The 19,674-nt window shown below is 41.8% G+C and carries 18 protein-coding genes; 11 read left to right on the top strand and 7 right to left on the bottom strand.

The annotated features are described in order from the left end of the window. Positions 1 to 18 precede the first annotated feature (18 nt). Positions 19 to 477, top strand: a complete 459-nt coding sequence (gene smpB / locus ACFQ1M_RS08660) for an SsrA-binding protein SmpB (protein WP_386406895.1) — start codon at positions 19 to 21, stop codon at positions 475 to 477. A gap of 4 nt (positions 478 to 481) precedes the next feature. On the opposite strand, the gene ACFQ1M_RS08665 is transcribed toward smpB, so the two are convergent. Together ACFQ1M_RS08665 and ACFQ1M_RS08670 are read right to left on the bottom strand one after the other, a co-directional pair. Next, entirely contained in the window at positions 482 to 1,768 is a 1,287-nt protein-coding gene (locus tag ACFQ1M_RS08665) for a T9SS type A sorting domain-containing protein (RefSeq protein ID WP_386406898.1), read from the bottom strand. 14 nt (positions 1,769 to 1,782) lie between these two features. Continuing rightward, the gene (locus ACFQ1M_RS08670; RefSeq protein ID WP_386406901.1) at positions 1,783 to 2,424 is read right to left on the bottom strand and encodes a protein-L-isoaspartate(D-aspartate) O-methyltransferase; all 642 of its coding nucleotides are present in this window, start codon (positions 2,422 to 2,424) and stop codon (positions 1,783 to 1,785) included. A gap of 103 nt (positions 2,425 to 2,527) precedes the next feature. Between ACFQ1M_RS08670 and ACFQ1M_RS08675 the strand changes: the two genes are divergently transcribed. The 5 genes from ACFQ1M_RS08675 to ACFQ1M_RS08695 all read left to right on the top strand — a co-directional run bounded on the left by ACFQ1M_RS08675 (position 2,528) and on the right by ACFQ1M_RS08695 (position 7,673). Beyond that, the gene (locus ACFQ1M_RS08675) at positions 2,528 to 3,304 is read left to right on the top strand and encodes a TIGR02757 family protein (protein ID WP_386406904.1); all 777 of its coding nucleotides are present in this window, start codon (positions 2,528 to 2,530) and stop codon (positions 3,302 to 3,304) included. A gap of 128 nt (positions 3,305 to 3,432) precedes the next feature. Beyond that, a complete protein-coding gene (locus ACFQ1M_RS08680) occupies positions 3,433 to 5,361 on the top strand; it encodes a BatA domain-containing protein (protein WP_386406907.1) in 1,929 nt (642 codons plus the stop codon). Next, positions 5,358 to 6,608 carry a dihydroorotase gene (locus ACFQ1M_RS08685; protein ID WP_386406910.1) on the top strand — a complete coding sequence of 417 codons (1,251 nt, stop codon included), beginning with the start codon at positions 5,358 to 5,360 and terminating at the stop codon, positions 6,606 to 6,608. Before ACFQ1M_RS08680 ends, ACFQ1M_RS08685 begins: the two co-directional genes overlap by 4 nt. 8 nt (positions 6,609 to 6,616) lie before the next feature. Next, entirely contained in the window at positions 6,617 to 6,940 is a 324-nt protein-coding gene (locus tag ACFQ1M_RS08690) for a hypothetical protein (RefSeq protein ID WP_386406913.1), read from the top strand. A gap of 79 nt (positions 6,941 to 7,019) precedes the next feature. Further along, positions 7,020 to 7,673, top strand: coding sequence for an alpha/beta hydrolase (locus tag ACFQ1M_RS08695; RefSeq protein ID WP_386406916.1), 654 nt, complete (start codon positions 7,020 to 7,022; stop codon positions 7,671 to 7,673). A gap of 149 nt (positions 7,674 to 7,822) precedes the next feature. On the opposite strand, the gene ACFQ1M_RS08700 is transcribed toward ACFQ1M_RS08695, so the two are convergent. Both ACFQ1M_RS08700 and ACFQ1M_RS08705 read right to left on the bottom strand, forming a co-directional pair. Beyond that, positions 7,823 to 8,317 carry a hydrolase gene (locus ACFQ1M_RS08700; RefSeq protein WP_386406919.1) on the bottom strand — a complete coding sequence of 165 codons (495 nt, stop codon included), beginning with the start codon at positions 8,315 to 8,317 and terminating at the stop codon, positions 7,823 to 7,825. A gap of 95 nt (positions 8,318 to 8,412) precedes the next feature. After that, the gene (locus ACFQ1M_RS08705) at positions 8,413 to 9,177 is read right to left on the bottom strand and encodes an MBL fold metallo-hydrolase (protein WP_386406922.1); all 765 of its coding nucleotides are present in this window, start codon (positions 9,175 to 9,177) and stop codon (positions 8,413 to 8,415) included. A gap of 158 nt (positions 9,178 to 9,335) precedes the next feature. On the opposite strand from ACFQ1M_RS08705, the gene ACFQ1M_RS08710 reads away from it, so the two are divergent. Beyond that, positions 9,336 to 10,787 (top strand): TonB-dependent receptor, encoded by a 1,452-nt coding sequence (locus tag ACFQ1M_RS08710; RefSeq protein ID WP_386406925.1) that lies wholly within the window; start codon positions 9,336 to 9,338, stop codon positions 10,785 to 10,787. A 96-nt stretch (positions 10,788 to 10,883) separates the two neighbouring features. Here the strand turns inward: ACFQ1M_RS08710 and bcp are convergent, their stop codons facing one another. Next, positions 10,884 to 11,336: a thioredoxin-dependent thiol peroxidase gene (gene bcp / locus ACFQ1M_RS08715; RefSeq protein ID WP_386406928.1), complete on the bottom strand. Its 453-nt coding sequence runs from the start codon at positions 11,334 to 11,336 to the stop codon at positions 10,884 to 10,886. Between the two features lie 54 nt (positions 11,337 to 11,390). On the opposite strand from bcp, the gene ACFQ1M_RS08720 reads away from it, so the two are divergent. Continuing rightward, positions 11,391 to 12,059, top strand: coding sequence for an endonuclease III domain-containing protein (locus ACFQ1M_RS08720; RefSeq protein WP_386406931.1), 669 nt, complete (start codon positions 11,391 to 11,393; stop codon positions 12,057 to 12,059). 344 nt (positions 12,060 to 12,403) lie between these two features. Here ACFQ1M_RS08720 and ACFQ1M_RS08725 read toward each other — a convergent pair whose 3' ends face one another. Beyond that, on the bottom strand, positions 12,404 to 12,982 hold the full coding sequence (locus ACFQ1M_RS08725) for an RNA polymerase sigma factor (RefSeq protein WP_386406934.1): 579 nt from the start codon (positions 12,980 to 12,982) through the stop codon (positions 12,404 to 12,406). Positions 12,983 to 13,213: 231 nt separating this feature from the next. Between ACFQ1M_RS08725 and uvrA the strand changes: the two genes are divergently transcribed. Continuing rightward, positions 13,214 to 15,994, top strand: coding sequence for an excinuclease ABC subunit UvrA (gene uvrA, locus ACFQ1M_RS08730; RefSeq protein ID WP_386407089.1), 2,781 nt, complete (start codon positions 13,214 to 13,216; stop codon positions 15,992 to 15,994). Here the strand turns inward: uvrA and ACFQ1M_RS08735 are convergent. Further along, on the bottom strand, positions 15,991 to 17,058 hold the full coding sequence (locus tag ACFQ1M_RS08735; RefSeq protein ID WP_386406938.1) for a DUF3667 domain-containing protein: 1,068 nt from the start codon (positions 17,056 to 17,058) through the stop codon (positions 15,991 to 15,993). The two genes, uvrA and ACFQ1M_RS08735, sit on opposite strands and share 4 nt — an antisense overlap. 225 nt (positions 17,059 to 17,283) lie before the next feature. Here ACFQ1M_RS08735 and ACFQ1M_RS08740 point away from each other — a divergent pair, with 225 nt between their 5' ends. Together ACFQ1M_RS08740 and ACFQ1M_RS08745 are read left to right on the top strand one after the other, a co-directional pair. Next, complete coding sequence (locus ACFQ1M_RS08740) at positions 17,284 to 17,949, top strand: hypothetical protein (RefSeq protein WP_386406941.1); 666 nt, start codon at positions 17,284 to 17,286, stop codon at positions 17,947 to 17,949. A gap of 341 nt (positions 17,950 to 18,290) precedes the next feature. Continuing rightward, entirely contained in the window at positions 18,291 to 19,487 is a 1,197-nt protein-coding gene (locus ACFQ1M_RS08745) for a hypothetical protein (protein WP_386406944.1), read from the top strand. Positions 19,488 to 19,674: the final 187 nt, after the last annotated feature.

Raw genomic sequence — 19,674 nt, forward strand, 5'->3', positions numbered from 1 at the left:
CCTTAACTTTGCCAGCCGATGCAAAAAAACATCAACATACAAAACAAAAAGGCGCGCTTTGAGTATGAGATCTTGGACAGATACACCGCTGGTATTGTTCTAACAGGTACCGAGATCAAATCCATACGCCAAAGCAAGGCTTCTATTGCCGAAAGTTTCTGCGAATTCAATGATCGCGGTGAACTATTTGTGATCAATATGTATATCGAGGAATACTCTCACGCCACGCACTTTAATCACAAACCACGCAGTGAACGCAAGTTGCTTTTAAACAAAAAGGAACTCCGAAAATTGAGGAAGGACGTACAGAATGTCGGCCTTACCATTATTCCCCTGCGCTTATACATTTCCAATAAAGGATATGCAAAGTTGGACATTGCGCTTTGTAAAGGTAAAAAGGTACACGACAAGCGAAATACTATCAAGGATAGAGATAGCAAGCGTCAATTGGATCGAATAAAGAAGGCCTATAAATAAAGAGCTATCTTTTGATCAACTTTTTTATGGTAAGTTGGTTGTCTACATTCGTAATGCGAATGAGATATACTCCGCGAGACCAATCTCTTGTGTCGATAGTTGTTTCTGAAATATCCTTTTGCTGAAAAACTTTCTTTCCAAGAATGTCAAAAACTTCAATAGCGGCATCTGATTTCAGCTTGACTACTAAGTCATTTTCAAAAGGATTCGGTGATAGTTGAATGGTTTCCTCATCAAAATCTTCAACATCAAGAATAGCTCCACAATTTGGGTTTATATTCGGCGCGGTCATCAATGTTCCATTCGTCACATACCATCGCTCCCAAGAACCGCCAACCCCAGTTTCCCAATCATTTAGATCCAAGTAATTGACCCCCATATTTGTGCCTGGCACTTTATATACCTGCAATGCCTCTCCAGATCGATTCCAATCCAATGACTGTCCACTGGTGCATCTTTCAGGGCCAAAAGTTGTAACACAATTGGCAAAAATAAAATAGGCGAAATCCTGCTCTATGGGATGGTCGCCAAATACGTATGCTTTTCCATCATTATCAATGCACACCGCTGTATATTCTTCACTTGCGATGCCAAATGGGTGCATGCCCTGATCTGTAGCCATCCGGGCCATAAAACTAACTTGCCTTCCCCTTCGGTCCGGATTATCGTAATGCGTATCGGTAATCACATTTTGTAAATACGGAATAGCAAGAAAATCGTTGTTTCCAAGCGAAACATTTGTATGATAGGGGTTACCGAGTGCCATTACAGAAGTGACAGTTCCATTTGCTGCATCAAAATAGTGATTCCCTAAGATCGCCATTCCGGCACTTGTTCCACCAATCACCCCTTGCTTTACATTAATGAAATTATTCAACGCAGCCTCCATGGCGTTGTCCTTAAAAAAGGAAACATAGTTGAACTGGTCGCCGCCTGCAAACCAAATAGCTTCCGCATTTGCTACCTGCTGCAATACATAGCTATTGGTAGCCCCTGCCTGTGAAGTGATCACAAGTGTTTCAACAGAATTCACCGTTACGCCTAACTCCGAGAAGAAGTAGTTGTTATACCCATCCGACCCAGAAGATCGCAATACAACGATATCTCCATTCGGTGCCTTGTTTAGAAACCAACGCATTGCGTCGTCACTCTCCGTAGCTCCTCCCATAAGTACTGTGCCAAAAGAGGTCGGGGTATTAACGTCTGAAACGTCTCCTGTAAAATAACTTGTGTAGCCTTGGGGATAGCAGGAAGTGCCAATCAGCAAAAATAGTGGTAGTAGTGATCTCATAATTTGGTCATTGGTCAATTCTTATTCTTTAGCATGGGAACAAATCGGAAGCTTCCCAACTCGTGCTTTTCAAATTCCTTTTCCGAAGTTCTTATAAAAAGCGTCATTGTCTGTGATACATTTCCGACGGGAATGACCAATCGGCCTCCTATCTTTAATTGGGATAACAAAGGTATAGGAACATAGGGGGCCCCGGCGGTAGCGATAATCCCATCGAATGGTGATTCATCCGGTAACCCTTTATAACCGTCACCAAAGATGAACTTTTTGGGCTTATATCCCAATTTTGGTAAAAATCGTTGTGCCTTTTTGAATAATTCCTGCTGACGCTCGATAGTATATACTTGTGCCCCAAGTTCTATTAGGACAGCCGTTTGATAGCCACTGCCCGTTCCTATTTCGAGGATCTTATCACCTTTCTTAATTTGTAGTAGTTCTGTTTGAAAAGCAACGGTATACGGTTGTGAAATGGTCTGGTCAGCACCTATCGGGAATGCTTTGTCTTGATACGCATGACTGTCAAAACCGCTATCCATAAAAAGGTGCCGGGGAATTTTGCCAATTGCCGCTAAGACGGCTTTATCCTTAATTCCTTTACTGGCGACGGTTTCCACCAATTTTTTTCGCATGCCTTGATGTCTGTGGGTATCTTTCAAAAGGTTGTTGGGTTTGGGTCTTCAAAATTACGGAAACCTTTTTGTCTTCAAAAGAGAAATATCTCAATACCTTTACGGTTTTATTGACAATGAATGGATAAAGGTGAATAAGAAACTTTCCAAAAATGCGCTCAAGGAGTTTTTAGATGAAAAGGTAGTGACCTATAATCACCCAAGATTCATAGAGAGCGATCCCATACAAATCCCGCATCGTTTCAGTCTGAAGGAGGATATTGAAATCGCTGGCTTTTTAACAGCTACCATTGCTTGGGGAAATCGAAAGAGCATCATTAACAACGCCGAAAGAATGATGCTGCTCTTGGGTGACTCTCCCTTTGATTTCGTGATGAATCACGAAGAGCATCAGCTAGAAAAGTTGCAGGATTTTGTTCACCGAACCTTTAACGGTGTCGACTTTTCATTTTTTATAACGAGCCTTCGGAACATTTACAAGAATCATGGTGGTCTGGAGTCACTCTTCACCATCAACGCTACTAGTGATTCTTTGCAGCTTAGCATCTCAAAATTCAAAGAGGTCTTCTTCGAGATCGAGCACCCTCTTCGAACAAAGAAACACATTTCTGACCCGCTGAAAGGTTCATCTGCCAAGCGCATCAATATGTTCTTAAGATGGATGGTACGTCAAGACAAGGCAGGTGTGGATTTTGGCATCTGGAAAGAATTATCATCCGGTCAACTTTCGTGCCCGTTGGACGTGCACTCAGGAAATGTTGCCAGAAAATTGGGGCTTTTAGAACGGAATCAAAATGATGCCAAAGCATTACAAGAATTAGACCAAAATCTGAGACAGCTCGACCCTTTGGACCCCGTAAAATACGACTATGCCTTGTTTGGCCTAGGAGTTTTTGAAAAATGGTAGTCATAATTGAACGTATCATCTGTTGACCAAAGCTTACAGATATGTTTGATAGGTCTTAATTTTTTCTAAATCCTCATTTAGGTTTGCGACAAAAAAGTATCTTTACGAGGTAAATCGTAACAACACGCATGCAATTTAAATATCCAGAAATTCTTTGGGCACTTCTCTTACTTCTCATCCCCATTCTGGTTCATTTGTTTCAGCTTAGAAGGTTTCAAAAGGTTCCCTTCACCAATGTAAAGTTTTTAAGGGCGGTCACTATTCAAACGCGCAAGAGTTCCCAGATAAAGAAATGGTTGGTACTATTTACGCGAATGCTGGCCATCACGGCATTGGTCATCGCTTTTGCACAGCCCTATCTCGCCGATCGAGATCTAGCCACTTCCAAAAAAGAAACGGTCATCTATCTCGATAATAGTTTTAGCATGCAAGCCAAAGAAAAAGGCAGCTCCATCTTAGAAGGTGCGATTCAAGATCTCATCGAAAGTGTTCCAGAAGACGCACGTTTTACGCTATTTACAAATGATAAGACCTATCTGGGAACCTCGATAGCAGCCATTAGAAATGACCTGCTGCAATTGCCCTTTTCGCCTACCCAATTATCTTTAGATGCTGTTTTGTTTAAAGGCAACACTTTTTTTTCAGATGATGCAACGGATAAAGACCTCATCGTCATTTCCGATTTTCAACAAAAAGATGAGACCCTCCAACTTTCGTCCGAGACCAGCACCCGGTTAAGATGGGTACAGCTAGCGCCACAAAATAGGAGCAACATCAGTATCGATAGTGCGTATGTATCAAGAAATGACGCCGTTAATCTCGAACTTACCGTGACATTATCATCACAAGAGAGTAACGAAGCTACATTGCCTATTTCATTATACGACAACGAGAGATTGATAGCGAAGACAGCAGTTAGTTTCGAAAATGAAAATAGCGCCAGCACTATCTTCACGCTTCCAGCTGGAAAAGCGATCAACGGTCATCTCGAGATCGACGACAATGCACTGGTATTTGACAATCACCTCTTCTTCAATATCAATGCGCCCGAAAAGATCAATGTGCTCGCCATCAACCAAGACAATGATGACTTCTTGAAGCGAATCTTCACCGACGATGAATTCGAACTTGAGGCAGTGGCGCTCGACCAATTGGACTATGCCCTGATCTCTACCCAGAACCTTATCGTGCTCAATGAACTGACAACCGTCCCTACTTCCCTGGCATCTGCCTTAAAAGCCTTTACCGCAAACGGCGGTTGGGTCTCCATAATTCCTGCTAAGGAAATCGACCTTAGAGGATATAACGATTTTTTGAAAAACCATGGTCTAGGTACTTTTGGGCCTCGCAATGACAGCGATAAGCGCATCACCACCATTGCTTTTGACCATCCATTGTTCCAAGGCGTCTTTGAGAGCAACGTTCGTAATTTTCAATATCCAAAAGTGCAATCCAGTTTGGAATCGTCAATGATCAGTGGCCGTAAGATCCTTTCTTTCGAAGATGATCGTCCTTTATTGGTTCAAAACGGAAATTATTACCTTTTCACCGCTTCCATAAATAAGGAGAACTCCAATTTTAAGAACTCTCCATTGATCGTTCCTACGATGTACAATATGGGCAGAAAGAGTCTCCAGCTGTCAAAATTGTACTATACCATCGGCGCCAATAATGTCTTCGATATCCGAAGCGATCTGCAAGAGGACCAAATTTTGTCCATTGAAACTCGTGGGAGTTCCTTTATTCCTCTGCAACAAAATCTAAATAACAAAACACGCATTACCACTACAGAGTTGCCGCGAGAAGCGGGTATCTTTGATGTAAAGAACAAACAAACAGTATTACAGCAGATCAGTTTTAATTATGATCGCGATGAAAGCAAACTGGTCTATCATGATATTGCAGGGCTGTTTGGACAAGAAGTGGCAAATTCTGTAGCCACCATGTTCGATACCTTAAAAAGCGAAAGTCGCGTTAACGAGCTTTGGAAATGGTTTGTTATTTTTGCATTGCTAAGTCTAGTGATAGAAATGCTCATCTTAAAATTCTTTAAATGACCATCCTCTTAAAATCTGCCACCATCGTCGATTCGCAAAGCGAATTCCATCAGCAAACCAAAGACATCTTAATTGAGAATGGCAAGATCAGTAAAATTGATAAGAGCATCAAAGCCGCTAACGCCCATGTCATCTCGTTCGAAAATCTACATGTTTCACAAGGATGGTTTGATAGCAGCGTCAATTTTGGCGAGCCAGGCTATGAAGAGCGAGAGACCATAGACCATGGTTTGGAGGTCGCGGCAAAAAGCGGATTTACAGCGATCGCGGTCAATCCCAACACCAATCCCATTCCAGATACCAACGCAGATATCACCTTCTTGAAGAGCAAAGCCAATAGGTATCTTACCTCTCTATTTCCAATAGGTGCGCTTACCGTTAACAGTGATGGTGTGGATCTGGCGGAACTATTTGATATGAAAAACGCCGGAGCGATCGCCTTTGGAGATTATCAACGTGCGATACGCAATCCGAATTTGCTGAAGATCGCTTTGCAGTATGCCCAAAATTTTGATGGCATCGTACTTTCTTTTCCTCAAGAGGATCATATCAAGGGGAAAGGAGTCGTCAATGAGGATGTGACCAGTACGCAGATAGGATTAAAGGGAATCCCTGCGCTGGCGGAAGCATTACAAATAGCGAGAGATATATTTATCTTAGAATATACTGGAGGCAAATTACATATTCCGACCATTTCTACTGAAAGGTCGGTGAAATTGATCAAAGAAGCGAAAAAAAAGGGACTGGATGTCAGTTGCAGTGTCGCCATTCACCATCTTGTGCTCAACGATGAAGTACTCACAGGATTTGACACTCGATACAAAGTACTTCCTCCTTTGCGAACACCAAGAGACATCAAGGCACTTATCAAAGGACTTGATGACGGGACCATCGATATGGTGACCTCTGATCATCATCCAATAGACATTGAACATAAGAAAGTTGAGTTTGACCATGCCATGTATGGAACCATCGGTTTGGAGACCGCCTTTGGTGCGCTGAACCATATATTTTCAACAGAAAAGACCATTTCCTTGCTCACTGCTGGAAAATCTCGGTTTGGATTGACCAATCATAGCATTGAGGTAGGGAATAAAGCAGACATCAGTCTTTTTGACCCTTCCAGAAAATATACTTTTCGAAAGGAGGATATTCTTTCTACTTCTAAGAACAGCGCCTTTCTAGGAGTTGAACTCAAGGGAAAAGCCTACGGTGCTATCGCTAAAAATACCATTACAACCCAATAATAACAACCATGGAAAACGTAACCGCAAGAGAAGGGCGCACCATCGCCACCATCGCTTATCTCACATTTATCGGTACGATCATCGCCTTTTTGATGAATCGCGAAAAGCGTAACTCCTTTGCGCTATTTCATATACGACAAATGTTTGGGCTTATCATCTTATTATTTATCTCCAATACCATTTACTCATTCAATCAGTGGCTGGGCGAGGCCTTATGGGTCATAAGTTTCGCTTTTTGGGCCATAGGCCTGTATGGAGCCATCACCATGAAAGAATTAAAGGTACCCTTTCTTGGTGGAAAGTTTCAAGAATGGTTTAGGTTTATAGATTAAAACATTGTTACAATATGTACGTTAGAAGACGACTCACTTCTGCCGGTCCAATATATTAATTCCTAAGTAACCACCTAGCATGCAGCCAAAAGATTTATCCCTTCACCATATCATCAAAGCGCCCCAAGGTATCACCGAAAAATGCCCAGTGCTGATCATGTTCCATGGCTACGGAAGTAACGAAGATGACCTTTTTTCCTTTGCTTCTGAATTACCTGAAGAACTTTTTATCATCTCGGCTAGAGCTCCTCACGATCTAATGCCTTATGGTCATGCTTGGTATGCGATCCATTTCGATGCCGTTGATGGAAAATGGAGTGACAACGAGCAAGCCATAGCATCGAGAGACCTGATCGCAACTTTTATCGATGAGGTGATTGAGAATTACCCAGTGAAGAAGGACCATGTGACGCTACTAGGGTTTAGTCAAGGTACGATCCTAAGTTATGCCGTGGCCCTCACCTATCCTAAGAAAGTAAAGAACGTCGTAGCGCTTAGCGGTTATGTGAATGAGGACATTTTGGGCAGTACCGACAACAATTACGAGCATCTGGCATTTTATTGTTCTCATGGAAGCGTGGATCAAGTGATTCCAGTAGCTTGGGCTAGACGAACTCCCGATTTTATGAAACGACTGAATATCAATTATGTCTATGAAGAGTTTCCGGTAGGTCATGGCGTGGCACCACAAAACTTCTATTCATTTAAGAAGTGGTTGGAAGAGCGTTTATAATCAGTCAACAACCCAGCAATAGTGCTTGCCTAGGGGCACTTCTTTGGTCTAAGGTTTAAAATTCTTTAGCCTAGAGTTTAAACCCTGGGTGAAGTCCAGTGAAAAGGAAGTAAATCATATATCCGATACTCTTGCGATTGCCCAACCATTTACATGTCTGGATAAATAAGCGATTCTACCGTTTCAAAATCTACAGAACCATCATCATTCAAGAAGTATTTCACCAAGATCTGCCCCCAGGTTTTTCCATCGGTAAAATCGGCAACGATCCACCGATGATTGATGATCTTGTAAGAATTGACAATATATGGCTTGCCGTTCATCATATCATAAGGCACCAGCGGATTAGAGGTTGCTACACCGTTGGTCTCGATCAATTTATCACCCACATATGGGATAACCTTCTCGTAGCCAAATTCAGCAAAATATTCGAGCCCTAAATCGTCATTGGCAAGCGTAAAATTGGCCAGTTCGGCGTTGGCCTTGCTCAGTGTTTTGAGCGAATCCTTATACTTCTCAACATTCTCGGTCATCTTTTTGATCTTGGCATCAGCCGCAACCGCATAATTCTTTGCACTTGTAAACTGCCATAATGCGATTAAGGCAGCACAAATAAAAAGGTACATAAAGATTCTGCTTTTCATCTATTTATTTTTAATGTTCTTTTAAGGAATTGAATTCCATTTGCCAATACCCAATGATGGCGCATTTCAACCATTGAAATTTTGAACTTCTTTACCTACAATTCGATCTTTAGGTTATCGTAAGCCAAAAATACATTTTCTGGAAGGGATTCTTCAACCTCGGCATGAAAACCTAACATATGACTGATATGGGTGAAATATGCTCTCTTTGGTCCCACTCTTTTTACGAAGGTTATCGCCTCTTCCAAGTTGAAATGAGAATGATGGGCATCGATACGCAGTGCATTGACCACCAATACATCCACTCCCGTGAGCTTATCCACTTCATCTGGCTCGATGGACTTAACATCGGTGAGGTAGGCGAAATCATCAAAACGATATCCGAAGACCTGCAATCGATTGTGCATCGCGTTGATTGGCACCACATTCAAATTCCCTAGTTTCAAAGTCTCATTGTTCTTTACCACATGCTGTTTTACCGATGGCGCACCTGGATATTTACCTTCTGTTAGGAAAATGTAGTCGAAACGTCTTTCCAAGGCCTTCAGCACGCGTTCGTGTGCATAGACAGGGATGTCACCTTGTCTAAAAAAGAAAGGACGGATATCGTCTAGGCCAGCCGTGTGATCAGCATGCTCGTGTGTAAAGAGAATACCATCGATACGTTTCACATCATTGGACAACATCTGCTGTCTAAAGTCGGGACCGCAATCGATAATATAGCAATGATCATCCCATTCGACCATTACCGAAACTCGCAAGCGTTTATCTCGCGAATCATCACTGAGACAAACAGGATGCTCGCTACCGATGATCGGAATACCCTGTGAGGTACCTGTACCTAAAAATGTTATTTTCATCTGTTTTATGGTCAATCTCATGCATAAATGTGCATTTCGTCGATTATCCTCGCATTCATGGGATGAGATTAAAATTTAATTCAAATTTATAATTAAATTGAATAGCCCAAATTAACGAATCTTATTAACTTTGTTCATACTCAAAAAAATAGAATGCTATGTCAGTAATTCTTAAAGGCGACAAGCAGTTTGAAAATATACCTTCGATAGAAGCTAAGGCGCTTAGAATAAATCTCAATGAACATATCTACGGCACATTTGCCGAAATCGGTGCAGGCCAGGAAGTTGCAAGGCACTTTTTTCGTGCAGGAGGAGCCTCAGGAACGATCGCAAAGACCATGAGTGCCTATGACAAGGACTTTAGTGACGCCATCTATGGCATTGAGAATGACCGTCGTTATGTGACCGAGGCCAGGTTGAAGAAGATGCTTACCCACGAGATGAACCTTATCGAGCAACGAATCGATAGGGAAAAGCATCCGGATAAGATGTTCTTTACCTATGCAAATACGGTTGCTACGATCGATTTTGCCAAGAAATACAAAGGTCATGGTTGGATGGGCATCAAGTACCAGTTGGATCCCGAAGAGGGATACAACGAAATTATCATACACATCCGATTTCAGCAGACCGAAGCACGCCTACAGCAAGAAACCCTAGGAAAAATGGGGGTCAATCTCATCTATGGCGCTTTTTATAAGTATAACAACGCAAAAAAACTATTACGATACCTTTATGATCATATCGATCATGATGTCATCGAGATCGATACGATCAATTTTTCTGGACCTGCATTCAAAGATGTAGACAACAGATTGATGAGTCTGCAATTGGTGAAGAACGGCATGACCGAAGCGGTGATGTTCGGTCCCGATGGAAACAATATACTGCCAGCCAGGATCCTTTATAAGAAGAACATCCTCACCCTTCGCGGTAGTTTCAGACCGGTGACCAAGGTGAATATGGATATGTATGAGAAATCCTATGAGAACTTTATTCGAGAGAGCAAGGTCGAAGAAGAAAATACAGTAGTGATCTTCGAGATCACCTTGTCGAACCTCAAAGCCGAAGGAGAGATCGATGAGCAGGACTTTATGGACCGTGCCGAATTATTGTGTTCTTTAGGACAAACGGTGATGATCTCTAATTTTCGGGAATATTACAAACTTGTAGAATATTTCTCCAATTATACCAAAGAGCGTATGGCATTGACCATGGGCGTCAACAATCTTGTGGATATTTTCGATGAGAAATATTACCGCCACCTCAGTGGAGGCATCTTAGAGGCCTTCGGTAAGTTATTCTTTAAAGACCTTAAAGTATATCTATACCCTATGATGAATGCGGAAACTGGGCAATTGGTTACTAGCAACACCTTGAAGGTTCATCCTCGAATGAAGGAGCTATATAAGTTCTTCAAATACAATGGTAAAGTGGTGGATATCTTCGATTATGATCCAGATATCCTCCAGATCTTCAGCCGACGAGTATTGGGCATGATCGCCAATGGTGAAGAAGGCTGGGAAGAGATGTTACCCGAAGGTGTATCCGAATTGATCAAGAAGAAAAGCCTCTTTGGCTATACGGCCAAAGAGGCTGTGGAGAAATGATCACTTGCCTTTCATCCATGAAGGTTAACAAAAAAAGAAAGCCACGAATACGATATTGATCGCTATTCGTGGCTTTTATCCGTGATTACCCGAATGCTAACTCAATATTTGCGCTGCATGGTCTTTGGTCTTAACCTTATCGATCACCCGTTCCACCGTTCCATTCCCATCGACTAAAAACGTCATTCTGTGGATGCCGTCATATTCACGTCCCATAAACTTTTTCGGTCCCCATACCCCAAAGGCGTTGATCACCGTATGGTCTTCATCCGCTAACAAGGGAAAAGGAAACTCGAATTTGTCTCTGAAATTTTTCTGTTTCCGCTCACTGTCGGCACTCACCCCCAAAAGTTCGTAGCCTTTCGCTTGCAGCTCGCTATAGTGGTCTCTGAGATTACAGGCCTCGGCCGTACAACCAGGGGTATTCGCCTTTGGATAAAAGAATACGATCAACTTTTTTCCAGAATAGTCTGAAAGTTTCACGATGTTCCCATCTTGATCGGTTGTTGAGAAATTAGGTACCTTATCACCTACATTTAATGTTTTCATAGCAATTTTTTGTTTGAATTTTGTTGCGTAATTTTAGCATAAATTTAGACAAAAATGACCAAAGCCGAAAAGGTTCAATTCGTTATTGATACACTTGAAGAATTATATCCCAAGATTCCTATTCCCTTAGAGCACAAAGATCCATACACACTGCTTATTGCCGTCTTACTTTCTGCCCAGAGCACCGATGTAAAGGTCAATCAAATAACGCCACTGCTATTTGAACGTGCAGATAATCCGTATGCAATGATCAAACTCTCGCAAGAAGAGATCAGAGAGATCATTAAGCCCGTGGGATTATCACCGATGAAATCGAAGGGTATTTATGAACTCTCGCATATTCTTATAGACAAACATCAAGGAGAAGTACCTGCGAGTTTTGAGGATTTGGAAGCCTTACCGGCTGTAGGACATAAAACCGCAAGTGTCGTTATGTCACAGGCCTTTGGAATTCCAGCTTTTCCAGTAGATACCCACATTCACAGGCTTATGTATCGCTGGGGGCTTTCCAATGGAAAGAATGTGGTGCAGACCGAAAAAGATGCCAAGAGGTTATTCCCGAAGGAAAAATGGAACAATCTGCATCTGCAGATCATTTGGTATGGACGGGAATACAGCCCCGCGAGAGGTTGGGATCTGGATAAGGATATCATTACAAGGACCATCGGACGAAAGCCAGTGATCAAGGAGTATCATAAGAAAACCAAACGAAAAGCCAGATGAAGCTTGAGATAATAGGCGAACATCAAAAGAGTTGAAAAGATTGAGTATCGGTTGAAAGGTGAAACGTTGTTGACTTTTAAGAACGGTATCTTTACAACAAAAAAAAGACCCGCATCAACTGCGGGTCTTTTTCAAAGCTTAGTTCAAAAGTGACTCAAATTGAAGTCGCTTGTAATTAATAACACTTAAAGCTTTCGAATAATCGAACAAGAACTTCAACGTTTCTTGCTTCGGTTGCAAATCATTCATTTCAGAAAGTTGCTCAGAGTAAATTTTTTCCATATTGGTTAATTGATTAATAATACTTATCAATAACCTAACGCAGTAAAATTTACTTTATTGCATCAATCTGTCAAAACTATATTATGCTTCTCGATCAATTTTCTCATATTGATGAGCGCGTAGCGCATTCTACCAAGCGCTGTATTTATACTTACCCCTGTTATCTCTGAGATTTCCTTAAAGCTCATATCGCGATACATACGCATCTCTAATACCATCTTCTGATCCTCTGGCAACTCCTCGATCAATTTCCGAACGTCATTTTCTACCTGACTTTTGATCAATTGCTTTTCAGCATTCAAATTACCATCACTAAGAACAGAAAAAATACTGAAATCGCCATTTTCCTCGAACTTGGGCATGCGGTTGTTCTTTCTAAAATAGTCGATGACCAGATTGTGTGCGATACGCATTACCCAAGGCAGAAACTTCCCTTCCTCATTATAGTTTCCACGTTTTAGAGTCCTTATGACCTTGATGAAGGTATCTTGAAAAATGTCTTCGGCGACATCCCTATCCAAAACCTTCGAATAGATGAAGCTGTAAACACGTTGCTTATGGCGATAGACCAAATGCTCTAACGCAATTTCTTTACCGTTGATATAATCGTGAACTAATTGAGAATCCTGAAGATTATCCATAACATTACTTTTAGGTTAAACTACCTCGGGGCTGGTAAATTAATCGTTTGTTTTAAAAAGTAATAGTATGTATACGCGTTCTCTTTTTATTATTAGTATTTGGCCAAATATAATCAAAAACATTTCAAAAAAACAAATGTGCAATAAACTTTTTTCCTAAAACGATCGTTACACTTCGCTTCATCGCTACCTTTTAAAGCCGTATATTTGAGGTTTATTTTTACTAAGAATATGCAGGATATCTCCACATTAGATCCTAAGAAGAATATATTGATAAAGGGTGCAAAGCTGCACAATCTCAAGAACATAGATGTTGCCATACCCCGTAACAAACTAGTAGTGATCACTGGACTTTCTGGTTCTGGAAAATCCAGTCTGGCCTTCGACACCCTCTACGCAGAGGGTCAACGAAGGTATGTTGAAAGTTTGTCCTCATATGCCAGACAGTTTTTAGGAAGGCTCAATAAACCAAAGGTCGACTATATCAAAGGAATTGCGCCAGCGATCGCCATCGAGCAAAAGGTGAATTCTACCAACCCACGCTCGACGGTCGGTACTACGACCGAGATCTACGATTATCTCAAGTTATTGTATGCACGCATTGGCAGGACCTATTCTCCGATCTCTGGCGAAGAAGTAAAAAAACACACCGTATCGGACGTTATCGACTTTGTAAAGACCATTGATGAGCGGAGTAAGCTATTACTGCTCTCCCCTGTTCATATCCCCGAAGAGCGTAGCTCCTTGCAATCCATTAAGATCTTAGCTCAACAAGGATATGCGCGTATCAAATACAAGGGAGATATTCTACGCATCGACGAAATTGATGAAGAGATCGACCATGATTTTTACCTAGTGGTCGATAGAGTTGTGGTGGCGCAGGATGAAGATTTTTATAACCGGCTTGCAGATGCGGTCAACACGGCCTTCTTCGAAGGAAAAGGAGCATGTATCATCGAAGAATTAGCAACAAATAAGGTCACACCTTTTAGTAGTTTATTCGAGCTCGATGGTATGCAATTCTTGGAGCCCAATGTTCACTTGTTTAGTTTTAATAACCCGTACGGCGCTTGTCCCAAATGTGAAGGTTATGGCGATGTCATCGGTATCGACGAGGATCTGGTCATTCCAAACACAGGTCTATCGGTGTATGAAAATGCGATCTTCCCATGGCGTGGCGAGAGTATGAGTTGGTATCGAGATCAACTGGTCAATAATGCGTATAAATTCGACTTCCCTATTCATAAGCCTTTTTTTGAGTTAACAGAGGATCAGAAAAGATTGATATGGGAAGGAAACGAATACTTTGAGGGGCTGAATTATTTCTTCAGCATGCTTGAAGAAAAAAGCTATAAGATCCAAAATCGGGTGATGCTATCGCGATATCGTGGAAAGACCAAGTGTGACGTATGTAAAGGAAAACGACTGCGTCCGGAAGCCAACCACGTAAAGATCCACAATAGGACATTGACCGAATTGGTAGAAATGCCCTTACGCAATTTAGCCATATTCTTCAAAGATCTGCAACTTGATAAATACGACGAAAAGATAGCAGCACGGCTCTTAAAAGAGATCAATAATCGGTTGTCTTTCCTGTCCAATGTTGGTCTGGACTATCTTACCCTAAATAGAAAGTCCAACACCCTATCTGGTGGAGAATCCCAACGTATCAATTTGGCCACATCTCTGGGCAGTAGCTTGGTGGGATCCATGTATATCTTGGATGAACCAAGTATAGGCCTGCATCCCAAGGACACAGAAAAATTGGTGACCGTTTTAGAATCGCTGCGAAATCTGGGCAATACCGTTATTGTGGTTGAACACGATGAGGACATTATGAAAGCGGCCGATGAGATCATCGATATTGGACCAGAGGCCGGCACGCACGGAGGCCAGGTGGTAGCAGTAGGTAACTTTGAACAGATCACAAACAATGGTAGTACCCTTACAGCCAACTACCTTAATGGCACTATGGAGATAGAGGTGCCCACAAAACGCAGGACATCTAAGAACTATATCGATGTTATTGGCGCACGCGAAAACAATCTCAAAAATATCGACGTGCGTTTTCCTTTAAATATGCTCACAGTCATCACTGGGGTCTCCGGAAGCGGGAAAAGCACCTTGGTAAAAAAGATCCTATATCCATCAATCTTAAAAGAAACTGGTGGCTACGGTGAAAAATCTGGACAGTTCACAAAAATTGAAGGAAAATATGATAGTGTCAAAAATGTCGAATTCGTAGACCAAAACCCCATCGGACGCTCCTCACGCTCCAATCCGGTCACTTATATAAAGGCGTATGACGATATTAGAAGTTTGTTCGCTTCTCAGAAGCTGTCTAAGATCCGCAATTATCAAGCAAAACACTTCTCCTTCAATGTAGATGGTGGACGCTGCGAAACTTGCAAAGGCGAAGGTGAGGTGACCATAGAGATGCAGTTTATGGCAGATGTGCACCTAGAGTGCGAGACCTGCGGTGGAAAACGTTTTAAGAAGGACGTGCTAGAGGTAAAATACAATGACAAGAACATCGATGATATATTGAACATGACCATCGATGACGCTATTGAATTCTTTAAGACCAATGATGCCAAGAAGATCGCAAACAAGTTACAACCATTGCAAGATGTGGGACTCGGGTATGTGACGTTGGGACAGTCCTCCTCTACCCTTTCGGGTGGTGAGGCACAGCGGATCAAACTCGCCACATTCCTGGGAAAAGGAAACACCAAGGAGAAAGCACTCTTTATCTTCGACGAACCGACTACCGGCTTGCACTTTCACGATATTAAGAAACTTCTAAAGTCTTTTGACGCCTTGATCGAAAAGGGACACTCGATCATCGTCGTGGAGCACAATTTGGAACTGATCAAATGCGCTGACCATGTCATCGATCTAGGTCCCGAAGGTGGAGAAAATGGCGGGACCTTGGTCGCCGCTGGCACGCCAGAAGAAATTGTGAAAAATAAAGCTTCGTTTACTGGCAAATATCTTTCTGAAAAGATCTAATACAACACAAACGAAATAAAGATCATCGCTGTAACCGATAATGGCAATACGAACATCAAATAGATAAAGGTCACCATACTGGCCTTGATCCATGTTAAAAAATAGTTCTGTTTGTAAAAATACCTCATACTTAGCCACAGGTAAATGAAGGTAGAAAGAATGATGAGCACCTGTATCCAACCTGGCATATCGAATAGCAGATTGCACAATACCAAGAACGAGAGTGTGACAAACATGAAGGTGAAATAGTAAAAACTAAACACCATATGGTGTGCAAAACGTCCACGCCTCAAATAAAATATCTTAAGGATCATAGCAAACACCGGCAACAGAAAGAACATGGCAATGGGAATAGTGTCATAGAACGCCTTTAACACCCCTCCAGCCTTTTGCTCATAGAGCTTCAATATCTGTCCAGCAAACATGCGCGCGAAGGCACTGCTGTCATCCTCAAGACCAATGACTCTTAATTTATCTTCCTTACTTCCGCCAGCGGCGATCACCGAGTCTAGCTTTTCCCTGTTAAAATTGAACATGATGTTTGGTCCGTTCTTACCCTTTTTTGCTTCCAACTTCATCACCGAATCCAAGATCTTCAGTTCTTTGTCGCTCATGCCGATAAATTTCTGATTCTGTTTCAATGCTTGTGAAGCCCTTTCCATAGCAATAGAATCTGCAGCCCTTACTTTGATCGAGTCCAACACTTCCACGTTGTTATCAAAACCCTTTCGCAAGACGTTATCCAATTTCTGATTTTGTTTTCGGGTCACGATCGAAAACAGGAAGAAAAAGACCACTGAAATAAAAAGATAAAACTGAGCTGGGTGCAAATAGGCCTTCCGCTTGCCATCTACAAAGCGACGGGCCAAAATGCCGGGCTTGAACATTAGCGGGACAAAACTCTTAAAGAAGCGTGCATCAACAGAGAAATAGTTGCTGATCGTATTACTGAATAAAACCCCCATCGTAAGATCCTCTTTGGTCTTTTGTCCGCAGTTGGGGCAGTATCCAAAATTATCTTTTAGTGGAAATTCGCAATTGATGCAATTGTCGAGATCGGTCATACGAGGTTGGTTTCCTCAAAAATAATAAATGTATTCAAATACCATTAGGGCTTCCTACTTTGAAAGATCCATCAGTTATTCACAATCTTGAAAAGATAATTTTAATTATTTGAATATCAGATAATTATATGTGAATGTATTTTTTTGGCACGCTGTTTGGTCTACATTAGGCAAATAGCGAAAGCCGAAAAGCTAGAGAGTAGGCATAACCCAAATTATTTCATTATGAAAAAGATTTCACTTTTAATGACAGCTATGTTACTTGTTGTAACGGCTGCACAGGCAAGCGAAAAGATCAGCAACACCGATCTTACTTTGGATGGGTTAACATTCCGCTATTATGCGCAACCGATTCAGTTTGTAGAGCGAGGAGTTACCTTCTATGTATTTCCTAACGGAGAGTTCGACTTTAACACGCACGCTACAACATACCGACGAGGCAGACGAGGCGGCATCAATACCACCTACGGCGCACCTGGAGTACGAAGAGGTTTTAGAAGTCCGAGATTCGGTGTTCGAATAGAACACGATAATTTCGGCCGCATACGAAGAATTGGTAACACTTTTATCAATTATACAAGACACGGAATGGTAAAAAGAATTGGTACCGTATATGTGCAATATAATAGAAGAGGATTGGTGAGACAGGTCGGAGGAATGCACATCAGATATAACCGTTGGGGCAAGATCATCGGTATTAACGGAAGCGTGAAGTTCAATGCCGGATGCGGATTCTGTGGAGCTACCAGCTGTAACATCGACCATTTTGGAAATGGACATGACCATGATTTCGGAGACGATCATTATGACGACGATGATTATGGAGATGATGACGACCTGTATTACTATAAGAGTAAGAAGCAGAAGGCTCAAGAGTTGGATATTGATTAGTGAATATCATAATATATAGAAGCTCAATTTGATTGAGTTGAGCAAAAGTTTTTGGTTGGTTAGTTTGTTTAGTCCCGCGTGAAATTCTCTATGGATCGCGGGGCTTTTTTTATAGAATATATTCTACGGATCGCTTCTACCGATGTCTCGGCATCGGAGCAACGATCTCTTGGCAAGTTCAGGTCCCATTTTACCTTCAACCTTCAACCCAACACCCAACACCTAAAATCCAGCACCCAATACCCAGCACCCATCACCTATAAGCCTTCATTTTTAGACCGTTTCTAATTTTTGGCATGATGCTTGGTATTATATCATTGAAAACATTAAAATCCTGAGTTATGAAACAGTTAGTCACACTTTTTACAGTACTTCTTTTAGGAGGAGTATCAGTAAATGCCGAAACAACCAGCAGTGAAGCCACAACGATGTCGCGATATTACAACAATGGTGATTCTTTTATTTTTGATGAAGGCGGTGTCACTTTCTCGGTATATCCAGATGGTGAATTCGATTTTTATGTCAACCCCAGATCCAATGTGAACGCCAATGTGAATTTCGGCAATGTGAACATCAGTTTCAATTCGGGTTACGATTACAATGCTTTTGTACAATATGACGATTATGGAGCGGTGATCCAGGTAGAGAATGTACCTGTCTATTATGACTGGTATGGCCGTGTGAGTCAGATAGGTGATGTGTTTATCAACTACCGCAACAGAAGAGTAGCACGTGTTGGAGGACTCTACGTTCATTATAACAATTTTGGTCGCTTTAGCCACTGTACAGGATTTATCAACGTGTATAACAGATATTATGTATATCGTCCTTTTCACAGGTTCTTTGTACGCCCAGCTGCCGCCTTTTGCTTTGTAAATTATAATAGACCTTATCGTAGATTTTACACTCCGGTTCGTTATACTTATTATAGACCTTATCAAAATAACTTCAGAAGATCGTACGCACGAGTTGGAAACACGTATCGATATGCCGAAAATCGCGGTAGAAGAAACGTTTATAGAAATGACAGCCGTGTACAACGCAGAACGGAGGTTACCAGAAACAATGGAAGAAGAGGCGAAGTTGCACGTAACACCAATAGTAGACGACGAGATAATGCTACAGTGAGAAACGAGCGTAGGACAAGAAATAATGGAGAGGTTCGCAACAATAGAAGAACTGTAGAACGTTCAAGAGGTAACAACACTGTAAATCGAAATAATAGAACTGTTGAACGCAAACGAAATACGACAACACGTACACAACGCACTCCTAACAGGACCGTAGAACGAAAGCGAACGACGACGACACGCACGCAACAGGCTCCTAAGAGAACGGTAGAGCGAAAGAAGACCGTAACAAGAACGCCTTCTAAGACGCGGACCAATCGTGTGACGCAGCGTAGCTCGCAAAAAAGGAACAGCAGCGTCCAGCGTCAGCGCACACAGCGTAAGCCTGCGGTGACCAATAGAAATAGTTCAACAAGAAAGAATACATCCACTTCTCGCAGCAGTAACAGCAGAAGAGGAAAGATTTAAGGAGAAGATCCCTTTAAAGAAATCTTGCCTACCGCAAGGGTAGGTTGAGGTTGGTTGGTTAGTTGAAAGTTCCCTGCTATCATTAGTGGGGAACTTTTTTTGGTCTTCAAACCAATGGAACTAAGGACGAAACAGATAAAAAAAACCCTCGCGCTTTGCGAGGGTTTATCAATTCTAAAAAAATAAT

The organism is Sungkyunkwania multivorans, assembly GCF_042675645.1.
Lineage (GTDB): Bacteria > Bacteroidota > Bacteroidia > Flavobacteriales > Flavobacteriaceae > Sungkyunkwania > Sungkyunkwania multivorans.

Bases quoted from the DNA above. Each gene is read 5' to 3' on its own strand.
- ACFQ1M_RS08695 (WP_386406916.1), top strand. From the start codon at position 7,020: ATGCAGCCAAAAGATTTATCCCTTCACCATATCATCAAAGCGCCCCAA.
- ACFQ1M_RS08735 (WP_386406938.1), bottom strand. From the start codon at position 17,058: ATGACCGATCTCGACAATTGCATCAATTGCGAATTTCCACTAAAAGAT.
- ACFQ1M_RS08705 (WP_386406922.1), bottom strand. From the start codon at position 9,177: ATGAAAATAACATTTTTAGGTACAGGTACCTCACAGGGTATTCCGATC.
- bcp (WP_386406928.1), bottom strand. From the start codon at position 11,336: ATGAAAACATTAAATGTAGGTGATAAGGTACCTAATTTCTCAACAACC.
- ACFQ1M_RS08720 (WP_386406931.1), top strand. From the start codon at position 11,391: ATGACCAAAGCCGAAAAGGTTCAATTCGTTATTGATACACTTGAAGAA.
- ACFQ1M_RS08740 (WP_386406941.1), top strand. From the start codon at position 17,284: ATGAAAAAGATTTCACTTTTAATGACAGCTATGTTACTTGTTGTAACG.
- ACFQ1M_RS08685 (WP_386406910.1), top strand. From the start codon at position 5,358: ATGACCATCCTCTTAAAATCTGCCACCATCGTCGATTCGCAAAGCGAA.
- ACFQ1M_RS08725 (WP_386406934.1), bottom strand. From the start codon at position 12,982: ATGGATAATCTTCAGGATTCTCAATTAGTTCACGATTATATCAACGGT.
- ACFQ1M_RS08690 (WP_386406913.1), top strand. From the start codon at position 6,617: ATGGAAAACGTAACCGCAAGAGAAGGGCGCACCATCGCCACCATCGCT.
- ACFQ1M_RS08710 (WP_386406925.1), top strand. From the start codon at position 9,336: ATGTCAGTAATTCTTAAAGGCGACAAGCAGTTTGAAAATATACCTTCG.
- ACFQ1M_RS08680 (WP_386406907.1), top strand. From the start codon at position 3,433: ATGCAATTTAAATATCCAGAAATTCTTTGGGCACTTCTCTTACTTCTC.
- ACFQ1M_RS08745 (WP_386406944.1), top strand. From the start codon at position 18,291: ATGAAACAGTTAGTCACACTTTTTACAGTACTTCTTTTAGGAGGAGTA.
- smpB (WP_386406895.1), top strand. From the start codon at position 19: ATGCAAAAAAACATCAACATACAAAACAAAAAGGCGCGCTTTGAGTAT.
- uvrA (WP_386407089.1), top strand. From the start codon at position 13,214: ATGCAGGATATCTCCACATTAGATCCTAAGAAGAATATATTGATAAAG.
- ACFQ1M_RS08700 (WP_386406919.1), bottom strand. From the start codon at position 8,317: ATGAAAAGCAGAATCTTTATGTACCTTTTTATTTGTGCTGCCTTAATC.
- ACFQ1M_RS08665 (WP_386406898.1), bottom strand. From the start codon at position 1,768: ATGAGATCACTACTACCACTATTTTTGCTGATTGGCACTTCCTGCTAT.